The sequence below is a fragment of the Kribbella sancticallisti genome (genome assembly GCF_039530625.1).
GTDB lineage: Bacteria > Actinomycetota > Actinomycetes > Propionibacteriales > Kribbellaceae > Kribbella > Kribbella sancticallisti.
Genome location: NZ_BAAAOS010000020.1, coordinates 327,072 through 348,699 on the forward strand (window position 1 = coordinate 327,072; position 21,628 = coordinate 348,699).

At 66.7% G+C, this 21,628-nt stretch carries 19 protein-coding genes; 9 read left to right on the forward strand and 10 right to left on the reverse strand.

Annotated elements, in window-relative coordinates; genetic code table 11:
* Positions 1-6 precede the first annotated feature (6 nt).
* Positions 7-489, reverse strand: coding sequence for a DUF6653 family protein (locus ABD255_RS18135; protein ID WP_344215352.1), 483 nt, complete (start codon positions 487-489; stop codon positions 7-9).
* A gap of 95 nt (positions 490-584) precedes the next feature.
* Between ABD255_RS18135 and ABD255_RS18140 the strand changes: the two genes are divergently transcribed.
* The gene (locus ABD255_RS18140) at positions 585-1,055 is read left to right on the forward strand and encodes a GbsR/MarR family transcriptional regulator (protein ID WP_344215354.1); all 471 of its coding nucleotides are present in this window, start codon (positions 585-587) and stop codon (positions 1,053-1,055) included.
* 373 nt (positions 1,056-1,428) lie between these two features.
* Here the strand turns inward: ABD255_RS18140 and ABD255_RS18145 are convergent, their stop codons facing one another.
* The 4 genes from ABD255_RS18145 to ABD255_RS18160 all read right to left on the reverse strand — a co-directional run bounded on the left by ABD255_RS18145 (position 1,429) and on the right by ABD255_RS18160 (position 4,910).
* Positions 1,429-3,075 carry a glycoside hydrolase family 13 protein gene (locus ABD255_RS18145; RefSeq protein ID WP_344215356.1) on the reverse strand — a complete coding sequence of 549 codons (1,647 nt, stop codon included), beginning with the start codon at positions 3,073-3,075 and terminating at the stop codon, positions 1,429-1,431.
* Between the two features lie 114 nt (positions 3,076-3,189).
* Positions 3,190-3,888, reverse strand: coding sequence for a response regulator (locus ABD255_RS18150; protein WP_344215358.1), 699 nt, complete (start codon positions 3,886-3,888; stop codon positions 3,190-3,192).
* Positions 3,889-3,916: 28 nt separating this feature from the next.
* Complete coding sequence (locus ABD255_RS18155) at positions 3,917-4,447, reverse strand: sigma-70 family RNA polymerase sigma factor (protein WP_344215360.1); 531 nt, start codon at positions 4,445-4,447, stop codon at positions 3,917-3,919.
* Positions 4,448-4,532: 85 nt separating this feature from the next.
* Positions 4,533-4,910: a response regulator gene (locus tag ABD255_RS18160; RefSeq protein WP_344215362.1), complete on the reverse strand. Its 378-nt coding sequence runs from the start codon at positions 4,908-4,910 to the stop codon at positions 4,533-4,535.
* A 170-nt stretch (positions 4,911-5,080) separates the two neighbouring features.
* Here ABD255_RS18160 and ABD255_RS18165 point away from each other — a divergent pair, with 170 nt between their 5' ends.
* The 3 genes from ABD255_RS18165 (at position 5,081) to ABD255_RS18175 (ending at position 9,644) form a co-directional block, all read left to right on the forward strand.
* Positions 5,081-6,244 (forward strand): FIST signal transduction protein, encoded by a 1,164-nt coding sequence (locus ABD255_RS18165; protein ID WP_344215364.1) that lies wholly within the window; start codon positions 5,081-5,083, stop codon positions 6,242-6,244.
* A 1-nt stretch (position 6,245) separates the two neighbouring features.
* Positions 6,246-7,832 carry a sensor histidine kinase gene (locus ABD255_RS18170; protein ID WP_344215366.1) on the forward strand — a complete coding sequence of 529 codons (1,587 nt, stop codon included), beginning with the start codon at positions 6,246-6,248 and terminating at the stop codon, positions 7,830-7,832.
* Positions 7,833-8,222: 390 nt separating this feature from the next.
* Positions 8,223-9,644 carry an META domain-containing protein gene (locus tag ABD255_RS18175; RefSeq protein WP_344215367.1) on the forward strand — a complete coding sequence of 474 codons (1,422 nt, stop codon included), beginning with the start codon at positions 8,223-8,225 and terminating at the stop codon, positions 9,642-9,644.
* Positions 9,645-9,915: 271 nt separating this feature from the next.
* On the opposite strand, the gene ABD255_RS18180 is transcribed toward ABD255_RS18175, so the two are convergent.
* Positions 9,916-10,413: a hypothetical protein gene (locus ABD255_RS18180; protein ID WP_344215369.1), complete on the reverse strand. Its 498-nt coding sequence runs from the start codon at positions 10,411-10,413 to the stop codon at positions 9,916-9,918.
* Positions 10,414-10,853: 440 nt separating this feature from the next.
* On the opposite strand from ABD255_RS18180, the gene ABD255_RS18185 reads away from it, so the two are divergent.
* Together ABD255_RS18185 and ABD255_RS18190 are read left to right on the forward strand one after the other, a co-directional pair.
* A complete protein-coding gene (locus ABD255_RS18185; protein ID WP_344215370.1) occupies positions 10,854-11,402 on the forward strand; it encodes a hypothetical protein in 549 nt (182 codons plus the stop codon).
* 63 nt (positions 11,403-11,465) lie between these two features.
* Positions 11,466-12,203: a GntR family transcriptional regulator gene (locus tag ABD255_RS18190; protein WP_344215372.1), complete on the forward strand. Its 738-nt coding sequence runs from the start codon at positions 11,466-11,468 to the stop codon at positions 12,201-12,203.
* Between the two features lie 498 nt (positions 12,204-12,701).
* Here the strand turns inward: ABD255_RS18190 and ABD255_RS18195 are convergent, their stop codons facing one another.
* On the reverse strand, positions 12,702-14,081 hold the full coding sequence (locus tag ABD255_RS18195) for a hypothetical protein (protein WP_344215375.1): 1,380 nt from the start codon (positions 14,079-14,081) through the stop codon (positions 12,702-12,704).
* Positions 14,082-14,147: 66 nt separating this feature from the next.
* Between ABD255_RS18195 and ABD255_RS18200 the strand changes: the two genes are divergently transcribed.
* The 3 genes from ABD255_RS18200 to ABD255_RS18210 all read left to right on the forward strand — a co-directional run bounded on the left by ABD255_RS18200 (position 14,148) and on the right by ABD255_RS18210 (position 18,567).
* Positions 14,148-16,862, forward strand: coding sequence for an Rv0909 family putative TA system antitoxin (locus ABD255_RS18200; RefSeq protein ID WP_344215377.1), 2,715 nt, complete (start codon positions 14,148-14,150; stop codon positions 16,860-16,862).
* Between the two features lie 238 nt (positions 16,863-17,100).
* Positions 17,101-17,652: a hypothetical protein gene (locus ABD255_RS18205; protein WP_344215379.1), complete on the forward strand. Its 552-nt coding sequence runs from the start codon at positions 17,101-17,103 to the stop codon at positions 17,650-17,652.
* A 669-nt stretch (positions 17,653-18,321) separates the two neighbouring features.
* Entirely contained in the window at positions 18,322-18,567 is a 246-nt protein-coding gene (locus ABD255_RS18210; protein ID WP_344215381.1) for a DUF4383 domain-containing protein, read from the forward strand.
* Between the two features lie 93 nt (positions 18,568-18,660).
* Here ABD255_RS18210 and ABD255_RS18215 read toward each other — a convergent pair whose 3' ends face one another.
* From ABD255_RS18215 to ABD255_RS18225, 3 genes are all read right to left on the reverse strand, one after another.
* Positions 18,661-19,272: a helix-turn-helix domain-containing protein gene (locus ABD255_RS18215; RefSeq protein ID WP_344215383.1), complete on the reverse strand. Its 612-nt coding sequence runs from the start codon at positions 19,270-19,272 to the stop codon at positions 18,661-18,663.
* 588 nt (positions 19,273-19,860) lie between these two features.
* Positions 19,861-21,048, reverse strand: coding sequence for a WD40/YVTN/BNR-like repeat-containing protein (locus tag ABD255_RS18220; protein WP_344215385.1), 1,188 nt, complete (start codon positions 21,046-21,048; stop codon positions 19,861-19,863).
* Positions 21,041-21,532 carry an RNA polymerase sigma factor gene (locus ABD255_RS18225; RefSeq protein WP_344215388.1) on the reverse strand — a complete coding sequence of 164 codons (492 nt, stop codon included), beginning with the start codon at positions 21,530-21,532 and terminating at the stop codon, positions 21,041-21,043. The genes ABD255_RS18220 and ABD255_RS18225 overlap by 8 nt, the downstream gene beginning before the upstream one ends.
* Positions 21,533-21,628: the final 96 nt, after the last annotated feature.

Genomic DNA, 21,628 nt, shown 5'->3' on the forward strand with positions numbered 1-21,628 from the left:
CCGACTTCAATCGAGTAGGCGCTGCTGCTCGAACAGCAGGCCGTAGCGGTCGATGCGCCACAGCTGGGCCATCACGACCATGACGGTGCCGAGCAGGACCTGCCAGACCGCCAGCGCGACCAGCCCCCAGGCGATGAGGACGAAACCCACGAGCCCGACGGCGATCAGCACGTTCAGCACGACCTTGTGAGCAGCCGGCGCCTTGCCATCGACGTGCAGCTTCTCCCCATAGATCCCTTTGGCGGCCCAACTCGTCGGCTCGACCGGGCCGAAGATGCGTACGTTCAGCCAGAACAACCAGATCAGCACCACGCCGACACCCGTCAGGGACCACCACCCGATCCAGTCCCGACTCCAGGCCGCGAGCTCGAACGCAGGGATCGCCGCAAACCTGGTCCACACGCTCCAAGGGTTCGCGTGCCGCCGCCAAGCGTCGTCGGTCATACCGTGTGCACCCGCCACAACATCGGTGGCCTTCATCGACATCATCTCCTCGTTTGTGACTGCCAGTTCCCACAATCTATAGAACTTTCAGAGATCTGTAAACAGCATGAATACTCAGAGACGGCTGATATCATCCACCCATGGATGCTGATGAGCGGCTTCGGGAAGCCGCCGAGAGGCTCGCCCTGACCTTGGCGCAGGGCGGCATGCAGAAGACCACCGCCCGTGTGATGACCGCGCTGCTGTACTCCGGGCAGGAATCGATGACGGCCGCGGACCTGTGCGCGGAACTGTCCATCAGCTCAGGGGCCGTCTCCACCGCGGTCAAGCAGTTGATCCCGATCGGATTGATCGAACGCGTTCCCGCGCCCGGCAGCCGCCGCGACCACTACCGCTTCCGGCACGGCGCCTGGGCATCCTTGATGTCACAGCAGAACGCGATGCTGTCTCTGATGGGAGACGCTGCCCAGGAAGGCATCGACATCGCCGGCGAGGACAGCACCACCGGACGGCGTCTGCATGAGATGCGCGACTTCTACACGTACATGAGCGACCAACTGATCCCGATGATCGACACCTGGCGTCAGCAGTACTCCGAGCGCAAGTCTTAGGCCAGCCGTGGCCGGAGGAGATCCGGCCGCCGCCGAATCCCAGAGCCCACATCATGCTCGACGGACTCATGATTCTGGGTTTGTTGTCAGGCTGCGCTACTGGCCGTCGGTGGGGGGTGGGCTCGCGTCGGCGTTGTTTGGCCTTGACGATGTCGGGGTCCCTGGGGTCGAGGGGAAGCGCCTCCAGGAGGGTGTCACGGCGCTGGGTCCTCGTCCGGCGCTTCTTCGTCACCTGCACCTGTCGCATCTCACACCTCCTTCGTACGGCGTGGTGGAACGGCAGACCTGGCGCCGAGTGAGGGGAACTCAAGACGCCAGGTCCACCGGCTTGAAGGGGTCATCGCGGACACGGGCTGGACGCAGACACGGGTGATCATGCTGCGACACCTGCCCACTCGGCCGCAGTGTCGGTCGCAGTGTCGGACTGGTACCACGCAACGCTGTTCGGTGGGAGTTTGTCGCCGGCTTCGTAGTGGCTGGCGAGCAGGAGTCGGCCGTCGACCGGCGCCGTGACCGTTCGGGAGGAGCAGTTGACCACGCAGCTGAAGCCGTCGCCGCGGGTGAACGCGAGGACCCCGGGCTCAGTCGGCAACCAGCGGAACTCTTCAGAGGCCAAGGCGGGTAAGTGCCGCCGCAGCCTGAGTGCCGCGCGGTACAGCTGGAGCATCGACTCGCCCGAGTTCTCCTGCCGGTCGACCGAGTGATCGGCGAACCATTCGGGCTGGGGTAGCCAGGGGTCGGCGGAGGTGAACCCGAAACCGGGCTCATCGCTAATCCACGGCAGCGGGACCCGGCAGCCGTCCCGGCCGCGGCGCGCGCCGTCAGTGCGGTGGAACATCGGGTCGGTCAAGACCTCGACGGGCAGGTCGGTCACCTCGGGCAGGCCGAGTTCCTCGCCTTGATAGACGTACGCCGCTCCCGGCAGCGCCAGCATCAGCAACGCGCTCGCCCGAGCCCGGGTGGTGCCGAGGTCGACATCACCCGCATCGATACCAGGAGCGCCGCCGGCGTACCGGGTCACCGACCGGGGCATGTCGTGGTTGTTCAGTACCCAAGCGACCGAGGAGTTCGAGCCGGCGATCGTGCCGAGTCCGCGGTCCACGACGTCGTACAGGATCTGGTCGTCCCACTGGGCACGGAGGAACTCGAAGTAGAAGGTCTGGTGCAGTTCGTCCGGGCGCTGGTACAGCGCGAGCTGTCGAGCGTCGAGGACGCCGACCTCGCCGATCAGCACCCGTTCGTGGCCGGTCCGGAGGCTGTACTCGTTCGTGATGCGGCGCCAGCTGCGCCAAACGTCGTGTACCTCAGGCTGGTTCCATGCGTACGGATTCAGCGGGTCGCCGGTCAGCTCGTCGTCCATCGCATCCACGTGATCAGGCAGGCCAGGCGCCTTGTGCAGCCCGTGGGCAACGTCGATCCGGACACCGTCCACACCGCGGTCGAGCCAGAATCGCAGCACGTGTTCGAAGTACGCCGTGACGTCCGGGTGGCGCCAGTTGAGGTCGACCTGCTCGGGCGCGAAGGTGTGCAGGTACCACTGCCCGTCCGCGACCTGCTGCCAGGCGGAGCCACCGAAGATCGACCGCCAGTTGTTCGGCGGCAGTTCGCCGTTCCCGTCCGCGAAATGGAACCGATCGCGTGCTGGGCTGCCCGGACCGGCGGTGAGAGCCTCGACGAACCACGGATGTTCGGCCGAGCAATGGTTCGGGACGATGTCGATGAGGACCTTGATGTCGAGGCGATGCGCCTCGGCCACCAAGCAGTCGAAGGACGCCAGCGTGCCGTACTCCGGATGTACGTCGAGATAGTCGCTGACGTCGTACCCGTGGTCGTGCTGCGGTGAAGGGTAGAACGGGTTCAGCCAGATGCCGTCGACGCCGAGGCTCCGAAGATAAGGAAGCCGCGCGCGGACGCCGTCCAGATCGCCGATGCCGTCACCGTCGGAATCCTGGAAGCTGCGCAGGTAGACCTGGTAGATGACCGCGCTGCGCCACCAGTTCGGGTTTGCAGTGGTGAGCATCGCGATCAGTCCCTTGGCCGCCCGCCGTCCGGTGGGCCTGTGGCAACCGTCCCCCGCCGGACCAGGCCGCGTCTGCACCGCCAGCGTCCACTGCCGGTACCTGCCAGCAGGAATTCACCGCGACTCGAGATAGGTGACCACGGCAAGCACCCGCCGATGGTCGTCATCGGTCTCGGGCAGGTCCAGCTTGGTCAGAATGTGCCGGACGTGCTTCTCCACCGTGCCTTCGGTCACCCATAAGCGGCGGGCGATGCCGGCATTCGACCGGCCCTCCGCCATCAGAGCGAGCACCTCGTGCTCGCGCGGGCTGAGCTCGGCGAGCGGGTCGTTGTGCCGACGGGCAGTCACCAACTCCTGCACCAGGGCGGGATCCATCACCGAGCCACCACGGACGATCCGCTCCAGCGTCTCCACGAAGTCACCGACATTCGTCACGCGGCTCTTCAGGAGATAGCCGATCCGCTGGCCGGTGGCGAGTAGCTCCATCGCGTGCTCGACCTCGGCATGCGCCGACAGCACCAGGATCGCGATCGACGGGAACTCCTGACGGATCTCCCGGGCAGCATCCAGTCCTTCCGTGGTGTTCGTCGGCGGCATCCGGATGTCCAGCACCACCAGGTCGGGCTCGAGCTGGCGCACCAGCGGAAGGATCCACTCGCTGCTACCGGTCTGCCCCACCACCTCGAGCCCCGACCGCTCAAGCAGGCTCGCGAGCCCCTCGCGAAGCAGCACGTCGTCCTCCGCCAGCAGGACACGGGTACCGGCCGCAGCGTCCTGGCCGCTCGCAGGCTCACCTGACGACTTGATCGTCATACCACCGAGTATCACCCCACCCCGGGACTCAGGCAGCCAGTTCGATCCGCTCCCGAAGCGTCTTCCGGCCACGGTGCAACCGCGACATCACAGTTCCCCGCGGTACGCCGACCATCCCGGCGATCTCGAGGTAACTGAAGCCTTCGACGTCGTAGAGCAGGATCACCCGCCGGTACCGCTCGTCCAGCGACGACAGCGCCGCGTGCAGCCGCTCGTCCACGATCGCGTCGAGTACGACGGCCTCGGCGGACGTCGCGACTCCTCCCCCGGCGCCCTCGGGCGTGGACGCCCAGTCGTACGGAACGGTCTTCGGCTCGTGCAACCTCTTGCGGTAGCCGTTGATGAACGTGTTCCGGAGAATCCGGTGCAGCCAGCCCGACAGGTTCGTACCGGCCTCGAAGCCCGCGAAACCGCGATACGCGCGCAGGAGCGTCTCCTGCAACAGGTCCTCTGCGTCGACCGGATTCCCGGCCAGCCGCCGAGCCGCGACACGGAGCCGAGGCAAGAGTGGCAGCGCCTCGGCTTCGAAGCGGGACCTCAGATCGTCAACGGGCTGCACACTGTCAGGATCGGTCGACCGAGCCCGGTCGATCAGCCTCGCTGCCCGGAATTCGACATACCTGCTGGCAGGAAGAACGGCCTACCTAGCCGGGCCGGGCGGTGCCGTCGAGGATCTGGCGGATCGCGCCGCCCGACAGGTCCGACTTGGACAGGAAGGCCCTGGCCGGCGCCGTCGCGAGCAGGTCACCGAGATCTTCCTCGGCATGGGTCGAGATGAGGATCACCCTGGACCCGTCCACGGTCGTCTCGCGCTGAAACCGCCGTACCAGGTCGAAACCGCTCTCACCGCCCAGATCGACATCGACCAGCACGACGTCCGGCTCGAGGTCGTCCACCGCCCGCAGCGCCTCGGCTGTGGTCGACGCCAGACCGACGACGGTACATCCGTCGCGTTCGAGAAGGGTTCGGGCAGCAGTCAGGAAGGTGGCGTTGTCGTCGACGATGAAACAGCGCAGAGCCATGGCACTTAGCATCCCCGGGGATCGCCCGGCGCGCATTGCAGCTAACCCGACCTCTTGCCGGCTACCTCGAGCACTGGTCCGGTTACCGTTCGAGACTCTCGTTGCGTGTCATTGAGCGGTGACACCGCCCCTTGTAGCGTCGAAGGTGTCGGGTGCTCTTGAGGATCGACATGCGACCTGCGCGGTGGTTCTCGGTTGGATCCGCCCACGGTCTCGACGCCGACGCCGGGACCCGGGCGGTCGGCGAAGCACTGGCTCGAGACGACCCGAAACTGCTGATCGTCTTCTGCTCGCAATCACATGATCTCCCCACGTTGCTCGCCGCGATCCGTCGATCGGCACCCGACGTACCACTCATCGGCTGCACGACGGCCGGCGAGATCGCGACGACCGGACCGAGCGAGGCCAGCGTGGTCGTCACTGCGCTCGGAGGCGATGGGTTCGCCGTCGACACCTGTGTCGCCACCGAAGCGTCACGAGACCTGCGGGGCGCCGGAGCCCATGTCTCCCGCTGCATGCCAGTCCGAGCGGACCTCCCGTACAAGGTCCTCGTCGTCCTCAGCGACGGCCTGGCAGGCGACCAGCAGGAGATCGTGCGTGGCGCCTACAGCGTGCTCGGCGCATCCGTGCCGCTCGTCGGCGGTTGTGCGGGCGACGACCTGCGCATGGCCCGGACTCATCAGCTGTACGGCGACCAGGTCCTCACCGACGCGGTCGTCGCCGCCGGGATCGCGTCGGACGCCCCGTTCGGGATCGGTGTGCGCCACGGCTGGCGTCGCGTCGGCGAACCGATGCTGGTCACCTCAAGTGCCGGGAACCGCGTCCACACACTCGACGACCAGCCGGCCCTCGACGTCTACCTCAAGCACCTGGGAGCCGAGGAACCCGCCGTGCGGGACCAGGAGTGGCTCGCCCGGCTGGCCCTCACCCACCCGCTCGGCCTCGGCCACCCGAGTGGCGAGGACCAGGTGCGCTTCATCAGCGGCGGGGACTTCGAGGCGCGATCGCTGTCCTGCATCGCCGAGATTCCCCAGGGCGCGCTGGCCTGGATCATGGAAGGCGATGCTGCGTCCGTGCTCGACGCCACCGACGCGGCCTGCGGCGATTCCCTCGCCGCGCTCGGCGGGCGGCGACCCCTCGGCATGATCGCGTTCGACTGCATCGCCCGCCGCGGCGTCCTCGGCGACGACGGGATCCGTACCGAGATCGACCGGATCGCCGCGGTCACTCCCGGCGCTCCGATCGCGGGCTTCTACACGTACGGCGAGATCGCGCGGACCCATGGCCTGCGCGGCTTCCACAACCAGACCCTGGTCGTTCTCTCGGTCGGCTGACGTGAGCACATCGTCCCAGCCCAGACCGTGGTCCGCTTCGTGGTCCACCCAGCAACTGGCCGAGTTCGTCGCGGTGATGTCGACCGCCCGGACCGAGAACGAAGCGGCTCAGGTCGCGGTCGAGCGTGCCGCTGAGGCGCTGGACGCCGATGTCGCCGCGATCGAATGCGCTGGTGAACTCGTCGCCGCTGTCGGCTACCCGGAGAATGCCGTACCTGTCGACGACCTCGACGCAGTCGGCTCCGGCGCCGCGGACTCACTCGACGTACCTGGCGTCGGTCGGTGCGTCGCCGCCTCAGCCGTGCTCGAGCATCCGCCCGCAGCAATGTTGGTTGTCGCGCGCCTGCGGGTCCTGAGCCGCGAGGAACTGGGCTTGCTGCGCGGGATGGCTCGGGTAGCCGCAATCACGATGCGCATGCTCAGCGTCCTGGACGATGAGCGAGCCGCCCGCGAGGAGATCGAGCGACTCGCGCAAGAACAGGCAGCGCTGCGACACATCGCAACACTCGTCGCACGCGGGGCCGCGCCGAACGCCGTCTTCGAGGCGGTCACGGCCGACGTCGGCCGCCTCGTCGGCGCCGACTTCACTGAACTGACCCGCTACCTTCCAAGCGAAACCGTGACGCTGGCAGCATGGACTGCGAGCGGCGAGCCGATCCCCGCCACCGAACCGACGTCTCCCGCGGGCCGGAAGCTCACCGCCCTCATCCACCAGACACGCCTGCCGGTACGCGTCGAGTACGGCACCGAAAGTCCGCCGGTCACCACGGCGCTTCCACTGCGGATTCGCTCCGCGGTCGGCGTCCCGATCTTTGTCCAGGGCAACCTGTGGGGTGCGATCGCCGTCGGATCGGCCGGCGACAAACCACCGCCTCCCGACACCGAAACGCGGCTGTCGAACTTCACCGAACTCGTGGCGACCGCGATCGCCAACACCGAGGCACAAGCCGAACTGAAGGCATCCCGTGCGCGGATCGTGGCCAGCGCCGACGAGACCAGACGACGGATCGAGCGGGATCTCCACGACGGCGCGCAGCAGCGCCTCGTCTCCCTCACCCTGCGGTTGCGGGCGGCTCAGGCCTCGGTCCCGGCCGAGCTCGGCGAACTCTCCGCCGACCTCGACGTCATAGCCGACGAGTTGACGACTGCGCTCGACGACCTCAGGGAAATGGCCCGCGGCATCCACCCGACGATCCTCGCCGAGAGCGGACTCGCCAGCGCCCTGAAGGCGCTCGCACGCCGTTCGCCTGTCCCGGTTCTGCTGGATGTCGCGACCTATGAGCGCCTACCGGAACGCATCGAGGTGACGGCGTACTACGTCCTGTCCGAAGCCCTCGCGAACGCCGCCAAGCACGCGAACGCGTCGGTGATCCGCGCGTCCGTCCAGATCCATGACCGGACCTTGCGCCTCTCGGTCATCGACGACGGCGTCGGCGGAGCGAACCCGGCCCATGGCTCCGGCCTGGTCGGCCTCAGCGACCGCGTCGAAGCCGCCGGCGGCACCATCGCCGTCCAGAGCCCACCAGGCAAAGGCACCCGCCTCGACATCGACCTGCCACTCGAAGTCCCGTTCCCCCAGAACTACTGATCGCGTAGGCGATGAGGGCGCACGCTCAGAGGCCAGCGTGGCCAGGCGGCTGACCATCGCGGCGTGCTGTGCGGCGGCTCCCCACAGCGCGTCCGGTGCCACCAGCACGCCACCTTCAGGATCTCGTCCAGGCCCAACGCCGCGTCTCCAAGCTGCGAGGATCACCGAGCTCGTGACGCTAGTGCACACGACGCCGGTACAACCCCGCTGACTCGCACTCGCCTGCAACATGGCGCCTTCAGAGCACCCAGGCGGGCGGCCTCCCGCGCGAGGCGGATCAATCGTCCGGTCAAGACCCCATAGCTCGCAAGCGGCATCTTCCCCCTGATCTGATGCCCTGCCGCGAGAACAGCCAGCCGTCATCCGGCCGATACTTGGGGAGTGTCGGTCTTGGATCTGCCTGAGTTCGATCGCGCGCAACTGCACGCGATCGAGGTACTGCGTGGCGGTGGGGCTGTTGTCGTGACCAGTCCCAGTCCGTTGACGTATGGCGTGGTGGCGCGTGATGCCCGTGCGGTGAATTTCCTGAAGGGTCGACCCGTCGAACAGCCGGTCGGGATCTCGGTCCACTCGGAAGCCGCGCACGATCAGCTGTTCCAATATCTCGACCTCCAAACGGATACCCTCGCCGCGATCGACTTCGCGCTCGCCGAGCGAATCTCCGTACTGGCGCCGATCCGGTCAGACCCGACGATGCCTGAGTGGGTGGCGCCGGCCATCCAGGACGGCTGGGTGCTGTTCTTCGACGGATGCTGGGGTCCACTTGCCCTGCTTTGGCTGACCTTTCCCTTCCTGTACGGAAGCAGCGCCAACCGATCCGGCGAAGCTCCGGTCGTCTCCGCTACCGAAGCTCGTGCGCGGTTGCCGGCCGACACTGTGATCATCGACGCCGACCACCTCCGCACGCCGGCCACCGCCTACGGAGCCAGCACGATCATCCGCGCCGAGCCGGACAGACGGCTCACGCTGCATCGATCGGGTGTTCAGGACCAAGCTTCGGGCGGAGCCGACGCACTCCTGGAGCGACTACGCGAGTTCAGATCGGCGATCGCGGTCCTGGACGGATCGACCAGGACGCCGCTGGGCAAGACCTACCTGTCCACCGCAGTCACCGAGGACGGCGAACCGAAGCAGTTGGTGCCGAAGACGCGGATTCGGCTCGGGTTCGCGCGAGTGCCCAACAAGAACTCGGACGGGCCACGGGTGTACGACGTCGTGCGCACACACGCCGGTTGTAACCGCATGGGGACAGCGGTCGCAGCCGGCGAGCTGCTGACCGGCGGCAGTCTGTGGATACCCGGACTCGGCGGCACCCAGGTCGGCTGCAGACCGCCGCTTCGGGACCAGGAGGAATGGTTGAAGACGTTCCTGACGAGCAAACCCTCATGGCGGCTGAGCGGTGACGAGCTCACCCTCGCCTCAGGCGGTACGACGATCACGCTGCTGGACCGGAAGATCGCCGAACCAGACTTCCCGCTCGACGGGACCAGGTGGAAGGTCCTCACCACCATCACCAACGCCGACCTGCGCCAGTACCACCATCACGCCGAGCAAGCGTGGATCAGCTTCCACGACGAGCGCCTCACCGGCTGGACCGGATGCAACGAACTCTCCGGAACCTTCACCCGCAACAACACAGAACTGAACTTCAGCGACCTCGTCACCACCAACCGCGACTGCACAGCCGAAACCGCCACGCTGCAGACCGCAATCCTGGCCACCCTCGGGCCCGCAGTCACCTACACCATCGACCACAACCAGCTGACCCTCCTGGCCCCGTCAGGCATCGGCCTCGACCTGAAAGCGGAGTAGAGCGGCTGCCCATTGGGGTTGACCATCCACGCTGGCCGGCTGAACACGGCCACGCCATACGGCGCTACAGGCGGATGGCCAGCGCAGACGGTGCCGTGGCTGGACCTCCCGCGGCTTCACTCACCATCAGCACCGATGGCGACACCTTCACCGCACCGTCAGGCGACGTATCGTGACCGGCGAATCCGTGATCAGGATGATCAGCATTCCAGAACACCAGCGCCCGCCCAGCGGTCGCAGCCGATGGCCACCGCGACCTCCGTGGAACGGATCAACTGCAACTGCTGTCGCCGGCCATATCCGCAGTGTTGCGAAGTGGTGTGGGGTCGCCGATCCAGCGGAGGGCGACGGGGACGCTGCTGGTCGCCTTGACGTGGGCGAAGGCGTCCGCTTTGGCCTTGGAGCTCAGTACGACGCTGATGCCGGAGTAGTCGGGTTCACTTCCGGCGGCGGACACATCTGGGTTGTGGTCCATCACGGCGAGCACGGCTGCCGTCAGTTCGGCGCGCGAGTATGCGGCCCGTTCGAAGGTCACCTGGACCGGCAGTCGGGCGGCCAACGACCGGAGACCGGCGGGCACAGACCCCTTCCAATACACCAGAACAGTCTTGCGATCCTTCAGGACCCGCACACCGCCGGCTCCACCGTGGTCAGGATGCTCGGCAATCCACTCCCCCAGCTTGCATCCGGCCTTCTCCGCCCATGTCGGGCAGAGCGCCGGGTCGATCCCTGGTCCCGAGTCGGCGTCTGGCGCGCGGTACCTGGCCATAGCTGGATCCTTTGGAGTCGCACGGTTGGGCACATCACCCCGTCCGACGATGGCCATCGCCGCCCACGTTCATCACCCAACCTACCTCCGTCTCATCACTCGCATCGGCACGACGGCTACCGGCGGTGTCCCGGATGGTCGCATGACCGACGGACCTGCAGGTGAGCCCGAGCGATCGCGAACTGCGCTGCCACGGGCGGGCGAGCCGAGGTCGGCCGGTGCGCCGCCGACCGCGGATCTGGCCGTGGGTCGAGACGCTGTCCGATCCTCCCCTGTCGCCGCCGACGAATGCCGAGCGGTCGAGGTCAACCGGCAGCACGGACCGGCGAGTGCTCGAAATCCATCGCAGCCGCACCCGGCCACCAGCCTCGCTTGTCCGCCCGCGTTTCCGCACGTTGACGAGCGTGCTTTGCTGGAGGCGTCGGCTGGAGGTGGAAGGTATGCGCTATCGGGAGGAACGTGCGACGGCCTCGCCAGATCTGCCGGTCGTTCGCCAGTGGGTCGAGCGCAATCCGCGCACGGAGGCCAGGCTAACGGAGACTGTAGAGCACGGCGGTGGTCGAGTGGTCCTGGTCGTCAATGTCCCGGCTCATGAGGAGATGGTCCGGGCGCGGCTCGAGATTCCACCACTCGTACGGTTCCCGGAACTGTTGCGCTTCAGACGTTGGCAGCCAGGCGAGCAGGAGGCCGAGTGGACACTGCAATGGGTGCTCGGTCTGATGCGCAGGCAGGAGGATCTCAACCTGCCGACAAAGGTCACGTCGACGGGGCGACACCCGGCGTCCGGACTCATCATGATCACGATTGACCGCGTCGACCCCACCTACGCCGCCGAGCTCGAAGCTCGCGGCAACGGTCTCACCATGGTCCTGCCCGACCCGATGAATCCCGTTCCCCTCGCCGTTGCGGGCCACTGGTCACCCGATTCGCAAGGGTCGGACGCCGCAAATCCGACATGGGTGACGGTCGAGAAACCGCGTGTGCCGTAGCCGACGAAGCTCACGGCTCAGACTGTGGTGCGAGCAGGTTGAGTAGGCGAAGAGGAGCCGCAGATGCCTCCAAGACACCGGCTGATCGCCGAGCTAATCCGGCGCAGCATCGCACGGGGTGAGCTGGGCGCCGCAGGTGCCGTCCTCTCGCTCGCGGAGCTCGCAGAACGCTTCGGCTCATCAGAGGATGTGCGGCTGGCCCTCGTACGTCTTCAATCCGATGGCCTGATCGTCCTGCAGGGTGAGCGTGGCGCCGTTGTCAGCGAGTCACCGATGCTGGCCCAGTTCATGTCCACCCCCGCCGGTTCGGCCAAGCCCGAACTCACCCGGGACGAGACATTCCTGGACGAGGCTCAGCGGTTGGGGCTCGCAGCCGCCAACCGATCCGAGACAAGGATCGAACAGGCATCCCTTGAGGTCGCCGACCAGCTCGAGATCGCCGTACGGACGCCGATCGTTCACCGACAGGTTGTCAGATGCGCCAACGACGGACCGGTCGCACTAGAGCACGCCTACTACCCGTACGACGTCATGCCGTCGGCGGACCCTGCCGTCGACGCACGGACGCTCCTCGAGGCCGCCGGCTACAGGCGCGTCGGCTGGATCGATACCGTCGTGGCCCGTCAAGCAAGCAGGGAGGAGGCGTCCGCACTTGCGCTGGACGCAAGATCCCCGCTTCTTGACCACGGCCGCGTCCTGTACTCCAGGAACGGCGATCATGTCAGGCCAGTCGCGTACGTCCGAACTCTGTTCGTCGCGAGTCGACATCGCCTGATCTATGACCACAAGTACAAGGGTTAGCTCCACCAGGTTTGGGGCGACTTTGCCCTCTGGCTGGTTTGCTCGCCTCGCCGCAGTTCTTGGGCGATCGCTTTCGCCGCTCGTCGAGTGGGTGACGACCGCAGCAGCACGCTCCAGCGGAACGTAGGTCTCGCCAACAAATCGCCGGAAGACCTCCCGTCGCCGCACTACCATTCGATACCCGCCGTGCCGGCTCCCCAGTCGCACGACAAGCCCGCCCGTCGACGGCACGACCAGGAATATCAGCGCGGTGACATCCCCGTGTTTGCCGCCCTGCGATGTATTGATCCCCGAGCGAAAGACGTTTGAAACGCAGGTATCACATGAACAGAGCCAACCAGCCGCGCAGCTGACGGCTCCTGGAGCGTGTGACAGCCCTAGCGTGTCCAGCCGGTGTCACCCGACACCGTGCCGAGGCTGGTGGTCATCGGCCGCATCTGAAACGGCGACGGCTGAGAGACCGCTACCCCGGGACGACAGTGAATGGAGCTCGGATGGTCAGACGGCGCGAAGCTTTGCCAGTTCGGCGCGTAGCTCTGCGATCTCCTTCTGTTGCTTGAGTCGCTGCAGTTCGGCGTAGTCGGTGGTGGTCGCCGTCTGGCCGGCTTGTCTGAGGCGCTGCTCCTCGAGGTCGACTGCACGCTTGAGGGCAGCGAGTTCACGCTCCTGCGGCGCATCGCGTAGCCCATCGAGTTTGGCGCGTGAGGTCGCTACCGACTCGAGGGCTCCGCCGAAGGCGGCGGGTAGTCCTGCGAGTGACTGGGCGACAGCGTCGGCGCTGGCGGTGCCGCCGTAGGTCAGCTTGGTGAGCGCACCCGACTCGGACAGCGTCACGCCAGTTTGCCGCCTGCCGCTCCAGGACTTGCGGACCGGGATACTCATCACCTCGCACGCGCGATCCATCACCAGCACTCGTTCTGTCGAGACCCGTGTCGGACTCTCTCCGTTGCCTTCGACGTGGATCAGAGTCACGCGGCGGGGCTTCAGTAGGTGCAGGCGGTCTGTCACCGTATTGGCCGGGTCAGGCGTGGCGTTCGTGCTTGGCGGGTCCTCGTCTGTGGCGACGATCCCGAGTGCGTTGTTGAAGAAGGTCTGGACCAGCTTTCCTTCATCGGTGTCGACGAACTGCAGCGCGCCGTCTGCCAAACGAGGCAGCGAAACGACGTCCACCAACTCGTCGTGCACGAAGTTGGTCACCTTCAGGGTACCGGCCCTCCAGGCCGCGAAGCGCTGGTTGGCCCGGTCGAGCTCGCGTTCGTTGTCCGAGATCAGACCCTCGAGGGTCGAGACAGCTTGATGCTCTCTGCTCATCTTCAGTGCGTCACCGACTGCGCGCCTCAGCCGCTGCCGGGCTGTATCGAGCGCGTTGACCAGCTCGTTGTGTTCCGCGGTGAGGTCCTTCAGCCGATCCGCTTCCGATGGATGCGCCGCGCGATAGGCCCGCCAGACTTGTTGCTGCGCCGTCAACTCCTCGGCGACGCTCTCGGTTGCGCCAAGCGGCTGGTCACCGCCGTCCGCCGTGACCAGCATTGCGGCCAGGGGCACGTTGCCCGTCGCGAGCGCCACTGCCGCCCCTGCGAGAGTCGCGGTCGCGGTCAGAACCTGCCCCAGATGCCCAGTGGACTCGATCGACGCACTGGTCAGCCGCCCGTCTTCGGTCATCGCCATCTCGAACGCGTAGTCGTTGATCAGTCCGCCCTTCACCGTCAGTTCCCGGCGCCGGCCAGGATCGGCCATCGTTACCAAGGTGAAAGTGCGCTCGGCCGTTCGCGTCAGCGTCCGCGGCTGGACGATCTCGTCCACGGTCTCCGTAACTGTCGCCTGGAGCCTCACTTTGGTCAGCGGCAGGCGGTACTCGATTGTGGTCTCGATCCCCATGATTCCCCCTCGTGCAAAGACCTACCAGCAGCGTACGCTCTGTGTAACCGTTTGAGGGGGGCTCGAATGGTGATCAGGGTGGGGGATTCCGCGTCGCTCTCGGCTGTGCTCGATATCGCGACCGGCCTGACGACCAGGGCTCGGATAGCGACGCGCCGCGACCGCGAGCAGACCTGGTACAAGCTGGCGAGATCGGCCAATCGGCGGCTCGGCACAGGCGCGGACACTGACGCCCTGGAGGTTGTTCGCCAGTGCCTGTGGGTGCCCGAGTACGCAGTACCAGAACTGACCGACGATCCTGCGATTGCAGTGCGCAGCTTCCTCGTTCGTGCCCTCGCGGATCCGGCAGAGGCACTTCCGGCGTTGACATCCGCCGTGGATGCCCTGGACGAGTTGCCGACAGATGACGACTTCCACAGCCGCGATGCTGCACTCCGGGCTATCTCCGGGCAGTCGCTTCAGCTTAGCGAGAAGGTCATCCGCGACGCGAGTCAAGCCACTCGGGATCTCCTCGGCGAGTCGCTCACAACAGCTGCAGAGGAGAGTACGACGGATGTTCGGACGCTCACTGAAGTGGTGCGCGCCATGCTCTCGGGAGACGACGAACCGTTGTCGGTCCCAGACCGGGTCGACCAACAGGCAGCCGCCGCACAGCGCAGCATCCGAACGCTCATAGGCGACGTAACCAAGGGCCTGGACCTGGACACCCAGCAGCGGGTCAGGCACGGCGTCCTCGACCATGAACCGGCCCAGGTGGACGTACGCCGCAAGCTCGGGTATATCGCACTCGCGCCGGTCATGAACCTGCTCGCCGACGACAGCCGCCAATTCTGGATGCTGGACCGAGTCACCGAACTCGTCGACAGCTACGGCGACAAGGTGGGCGAAGGCCTGGACAAGGCCGGGGAGTTCGCGGACGAGAAGACCGGCGCCCGGTACGACGACGAAATCGACCAGCGGGCCGACTTCGCCGGAGACCTCACGCCTGAGCCCACCGGGCTGGATCAGCTCAACGTCGGCCTGGCCGAGGCGGCCAGACCGATGGTCCCGTTGGCCCAGCGTTCGGTCCGCCCCAGCAGCGATTACCTCGTGTGGACCAGCATCGGCCCACCAGACCCCGACGCGTTACCTGATCCGATGGCCGGCATCGACCTGTCCCGCATGGTCGCAGGCGACACGCTCGAAGTCGTCCTGTTCGGCGCCAATGGCAACGATCAGCCGCCCACCGGGACCTTCCTCCTGGGAAGCGGTCGTCCGCTTCACGTCGGGGCGCCTGCCGACGATGTCGACGTACCTGAGCACCTTCAGCAGACCCGCCTCTACTTCCGCATTCGTACGCCGGACCAACCCGGACAGATGCACCTGCGACTGTGCCTCTATCACCACAGCACGCTGCTGCGCGTACACCATCTGATCCTGCACATCGGAAAGAGAACCGCACGATTCGAGATCAGAACTCCGTACGCGATCGCAGGCTCACCGACCAGCACCGAGGTCGGCCGACTGGCGAACAGACGACTGAGCATCTACACCAACACCACAGGAGACGGGACGCACGACTTCTTCTTCCACGCCGACGATGGCGAGACCGACGCGAACTTGTCCGCCAGCTTCGACGGCCTCGAGGTGCAGAACCTCCTGCGAATGATCCGCGGCAGCCTGCGGACCGCCGCGTGGGGCGAGGATGCCGCCCCACGACGAGGCGCCTACAAATACGGGCAGCAACGGGACGGCTCCTTCGGTACGTCGTTCTCCGTACTGCGCGACGACTTGGTCGAGCTCGCCCGGAATGGGTACGACGCGTGGGAGGACATCACCAGCCGCCTCGGCGGGCCTCGGGACCGGGAGACTCTCCAGCGCCGAATGCGCCGGCCTGGAGGCATCGTCGACATCGCGCCGCGAGCCGACTCGGTGTTCGTACCGCCGATGGCCGGTCTGTACGACCTGAACCTCGACACAGACCGCAACATCGACATCGCCTTCTGCCCCGAGGCCGAGGACACGCTGCGCTCGCGAACCCCGCTCACGGACACGACCTGCTTCGGACCTGAAGGCTGCCGGCACGCCGACGACGAGACCGTGTGCCCGAGCGGATTCTGGGGCCTTCGGCACGACATCGGTGTACCGGTGTCCGATACGACAGACGAGAATGTCCAACCCCGTCTGGACGTTGGCCTTGGAGGGTCTCGAGGCGCGCTGATCGGTACCGTACCCGAGCAGGTCGTGACAGGCGTGACCGCACACGCCCAGGCCGTCGTGACTCGGCTGCCTGGTTCGATCCACGTCACCGACCGGAACGCGTGGTTCACCGAGGCCGCGAGACCCGCGACATACCCGATTCTCTACTTTCTCTGTCACGGCGAGGACCGCCCACGCGGCGGTCCGGTTCTGGTGCTGGACCGACTCGGCCGGCCCGGCATCTCGCGATCCAACCTCACCGCGAAAAAGGTTGCCCTCAGCCACCAGCCGCTCGTCGTGATGAATGCCTGCGACACCGCAGCCCTCGAACCGGAGAGGGCGATCAGCCTGGTCAAGGGCTTCACCTACAACGGCGCAGGTGCGGTCGTCGGCACCGAGATCACCATCTTCACCAGCCTCGCCTACGGCTTCGCGCTCACCTTCCTGGACGCAGTCCTGGCGGGGAACAGCCTCGGTTCGGCACTGCGAACAAGCCGGCTCGAGCTACTCAGAATGGGCAACCCCCTCGGACTCGCCTACATCCTGTACGGCCTACCAGACGCCCGCATGAACCCGACGCCAGACTTGTTGCCCTCGGCATAAGGTCCCAGTCCGGCGCAGGACCCAATTACCACGATCAGCTGCCGATCGACGCGCCGTTTGCAACGAGGGGGATCGACAATTCGCAATACTGGGAGGCGTGACCCACGACGACTGGAGTGCGATCGATCGACCTGATCTCGCGTCGCGGTTCCGACCGCTCGTCGGCGAGCCGAATCCATTCCGCGATGTCCCGCGGACGGGTCAGCTCGACGAACGATCCGTCGTGATTGTCGATGGCATGCGCTCCGTCGCGGAGTTCCCACTGGATACGTTCGGCTCGGAGGCCGAACTCGCGCAGCGCGTACTTGACCGGCTCGCCCCGTGGTTCCTGATCGAGACCGAGGTACGCGGTACCCACTGCTCGGGCAGGAACCTCCGAATCGATGCGGTCCTACGTCCCCGCGACGCCCAAACGACCTGGCGCAACCCTGACGTGGCCTTCGGCGTCGAGTTCAAGCTGCCCCGACGTGGCGCCGGCCTCAACGCCTACGCGGGCTGGATCGCTCAAGCAGTCAGCTACACCCACGTCGACTGGCAGGGCTACGGACGCAGAATCATCCTGACCTGTCCCGGAGCAGCCTCCTGGCTCGATCGATTCGGCAACGACGAACACCGCCGCGACCTCCTGATCGCGAAGCGGCTGACCGGACAGCTCGGAATCGGCGAACTGGTCCTGCGCTGGGGCCACGGGCTCTCGATCCTCGTCAACGGCGAGCGGGTGTGGTCCGAAAGGTCAGGCGTCTCGAAGGGCAAGTACTGGAGTCTCGAACCCCGCAGCGGATCTCGCTGAACACAGCCAGCAGACCGCCAGAAGCCATCGGAATGGCGCCGTTCTGGTCATAGACCGGCCACTGATGCAGCCGACCTGCCAGGTGGTGCCAGGGCACACCGGCTGAGCCAGGATGCGGGGATGAGGTGTTCGTGTCGAGGGCCTTGGCCCTGTAGTTGGGTCCAGGGTTGTCGATGAGGGCATGCGAACCAGTAACCTGGCCGGCCGGGCCGGGGGCTCGCGCGGCCGCACGAGCTCGCGACGGCCGCCTACTGGCTGATCGGCATCGGCATCGTCGGGGCGATCCTCGCCGCGATGCGAGATCTCACCGACCTGCCTGCGATCCCGCGACATACCCCCTGCCTTCAGGACCGGAGTCATGCACATGATCATGAATCTGACGGTCTTCGTCCTGTTCGCGATCGACTTCGCCATCCGTGCGTCACAAGGCTACGAGACGGCTTCCGTGGCCGGCTTCGTCCTCAGTGTCGGCTGATCTGTCTCTGCGCGGTAGCAAGAATCCCGGCCGCTGCCGATCCGTTGCCCAGTCCGTCCTTGGGTCAACAACACTCACCCTCGGCCGCGGACGGTCCTCTGTCAACGGTTCACCGGCTCCGCTCGGCTGATGGCTGTCGAGGGGATGCCGTTGCCGGCGCCCGCCGGGTTCGGCCGTACCCGAGGAGAGCGCCCATGTATGACAACGCACGCAGCCGGTCGGGACCCCTACCACAGCAGATCGCGACTCTCTGGCTCGCCGGAGCGCTCATTTCGCTTGCCTGCTTCGGCCTCCTGACCAGGCTCGCGCAGTACGTCGACAGCCTGGCCGCGTGGATCCCGGCCGCCGAGCCGTTGTTCTTCGGACTCTTCCACCTGTCGCCGGCGCTGAACGTCGTACATCTCCTCCTCGGTGTCGCCGCGCTCGTCACGTCCCGGTGACCGAGGACGATGGCCCGCTGACACCGGACGGCGAACAATGGTCAGCCTGCCCCAGGGCAGGTATGCCGGGCGCCTCGGCCACCCGATCCACCGTCAGCCGTTCGCCGCGCCTGCCGACCGCGCCGCCACGCTGACAGATCGGGCAGGTCGGGCGGGCCGGGCGGGTTGGGCGGGTTGGGCGGGCCGGGCGGCAAGTTGATCGATCTCGCGACGGCGAACCGGTCGTGTGTCGTCGCCGGTGTGGGTGAGCGCGCGGCTGCGCAGCATGTGCTCCACCTGACCGACACGCACCCCGAGCAGCGCGGCAGCGTCCGGAATCGACAACCAACTCTCGCGGATCTGCGCCAACGCCTCAACGTCTCCGCGACGCAGCGGAAGCTCCCTGCCATGCGCAGCCAGCAGCTCGACCGATATCAATCGCCGTACCTCGCGCTCACCGAGCCAGTGGATCTCAGCCGCCTCCGCCACCGAGATCCACTGGTCGAGCCCCGACCGCACGACGTCGGACAACAGGATGCGCCGGTGCGAGCGCGCCCTGGCCGGCAGGTGCCCCGCTCGCACCAACCGCGCCACACGTCGCGGCGACAACCCGAGCAACGCAGCAGCCTGCGCAGTCGTGATCAGCGGGTCGTCAACCATCACCGGCTCACCGAGCAGCTCAGTCAGCCGGTTCCGATACTCCTGACTCAGTTGTTCCCAAGCCATCGCAGCCCCCTCGGCCTCACTCGAGGACGCAGCACGACCCGGCCACCGGCCGAGTCGTCCTCCCACCCAATTGACGCACGTCAGGCCACGGTTACACCAGATCCAGCCGAGCGCTTGTTCCAGCACCTGCAAGCCGACGACATCACAGACCAACCCGGACCGGGAGCCAGGTCGATCGGACCTCCAGGTTCGCCAGCGTCACCCCCTCCGCGAACACGACACGCTCCGTCGGGGCCCAGACGCCCAGCGCGCTCGGCAGTCAGTCGCAGGTGGAAACCGGCGGAGCAGTCACCGTCTACCCTCATCTCAGGTAGGCCCCGAACCACGTCGAGGAGGCCGTCAGCGCACCGGCCGTCGGCCAGGCTCCGCGCATCGCCACGCTCCGACGGCATACACAGAATCGCGGCACCAGGTTTCCCGGCGAGGCCATGGTAGCCGTGCAACCCGCGCGCCCGACGCATTGGCGAACAGGTCACTGGCTAGTCATGAGTGGTCGCACCCGCCCCGCAGGTTGGAAGCGGTCCTAGGCCCTGACGGTGCGGCGTCGGGTGCCGCTCGAGGAGTTGTAGGCACAACTGATCGGAACTCTCAGCGCGGCTCGAAGTACCGCCAGGTGGTGCCGCGGTCCAGGGTGGTGGCGATGCGTTTGTCCGTCGTTGGCCCGTAGATCATGCCGTCGCTGCGGGCGAGGTCCGTCAGCGGCGGCGGTGTGGCGTCGAGCAGGATGGGCCGGAACTCGTAGATCGCGTAGAGCTTGTTCGTCGGGTTGGCTCGTGGCGCGCCGAGGAGCAGAGCCGCCTGGTCGTTGAACGGTACTGCCGGCGTGCCCTTGGTCCAGGTCGGTGACGGGACTTTCCGCCAGGTGGCGCCTCGGTCGGTCGACATCCGCACGAGCATCACCTCCTCGCTGGTCGAGGTGGTCGCGATCAGGGTGTGGCCGCCCGGGCTGACCTCCAGGGAGTTGCCTGGATGATCGGGATCCAGAAGAGTCTGCTCCCAGGTTTTGCCGCCGTCGTCGGTCCAGAAGATGTCGGCGCGCGGCGCGTCCCCGCCCTGATTCCCCAGGACCCACCAACGCCCAGTGCTGTCGCGTACCGCCGCGGCGGCCATGCCCAGACCTTCGACCAGGAGCGGACGCACCGTCGACTCCTCGGGATTCAGCACGGCGAGTCTGCCGGGGATGATCTCGTCGCTGAGGATCTCATCCTTGTCGAACGTCGTCGATGCCGCGACGGTCCGCAGGGCCGTGGACCTCGGACCCTCATCGGTCAGCCGGAACATCACGGTCTTCGGTGACGCGGGGTCGTCCTCGGCCGGCCGTTCGCCTCCCGGCGTGCCCAGCGCGACCATCTCGTTGCCGACCTGCAGAGTCACCCAGTACGAGCTGCCCACTGGTGTCGTCGCCTTCTCGTCTTCCCGCCTCAGCACGGCCGCGTAGGTGCACCAGCTGTTGCAGTTGCTCCAGGTCGCTCCCCAGCGCTTCGGCGTGGCGAGCGTTATGGAGGTCACCTCTGCGTTCGTGCCGCGCACCAATGCCTCACCAGCTGGGTCGGTAGCGTTCACCAGCGGCGGGACCGAGGGCGCGATCGGCGGCTGGGTGTCGTTCCGCGTGCTCCATGGCACGGCAGCAGCCAGTACGACGGCGGCCGCAGCGCCGGTGGCGACCAGAGCCTGCCGCCGGCGGCGACGCCGTACGCCGCGGCGCTCCAGCTGCTCGAACGGCAGCGGGTCGATCGTTTCTTGCACTGCCCAGGCCAGGTCCTTGAGCTCAGACATGGTCGATCTCCTCGGTGAAGTCGCGGACGAGGGGTGCCAGGTGGGCGCGACCGCGGGAAAGACGGGCCTTGACGGTGCCCTCGGGGATGCCCAGCTGGAGAGCGATGTCGCGGATCGGGAGGTCGACGATGTGGAACAGGGCGAGCGCCTCAAGCTGTTCCCACGGGAGCTGGTTGAGCGCGTCGACGAGAGCCACATGATCTGGCGATAGGCCTGGTACGGCATCCTGCGGTTGAACGGCGCGACTGATCAGGCCATGGAAGATGGTTGCCCTTCGGTACCGGCTGCGGGCCACGTTCAGCGCGACGGTGCGCAGCCAAGCCTCGGGATTGTCGACCTGGGCGAACCGGCGCGGCTTCTCCACCGCGCGGACGAACGCCTCCTGAACCGCGTCCTCGGCCTCGCTGAGGCTCCCGCAGAACGCGTACAGCTGCGCGACCAGCCGGCGGTAGCAGCCGTCGTACACATCTTGCAGGCTCTCCATGCCGACCTCCCCCAGAACGCAACCAACCCTTGACCGGACGACTCTCGGCATACGGAGGTTGGTTGCGCCACCCTCTGAATGTGACCCGCATCACAC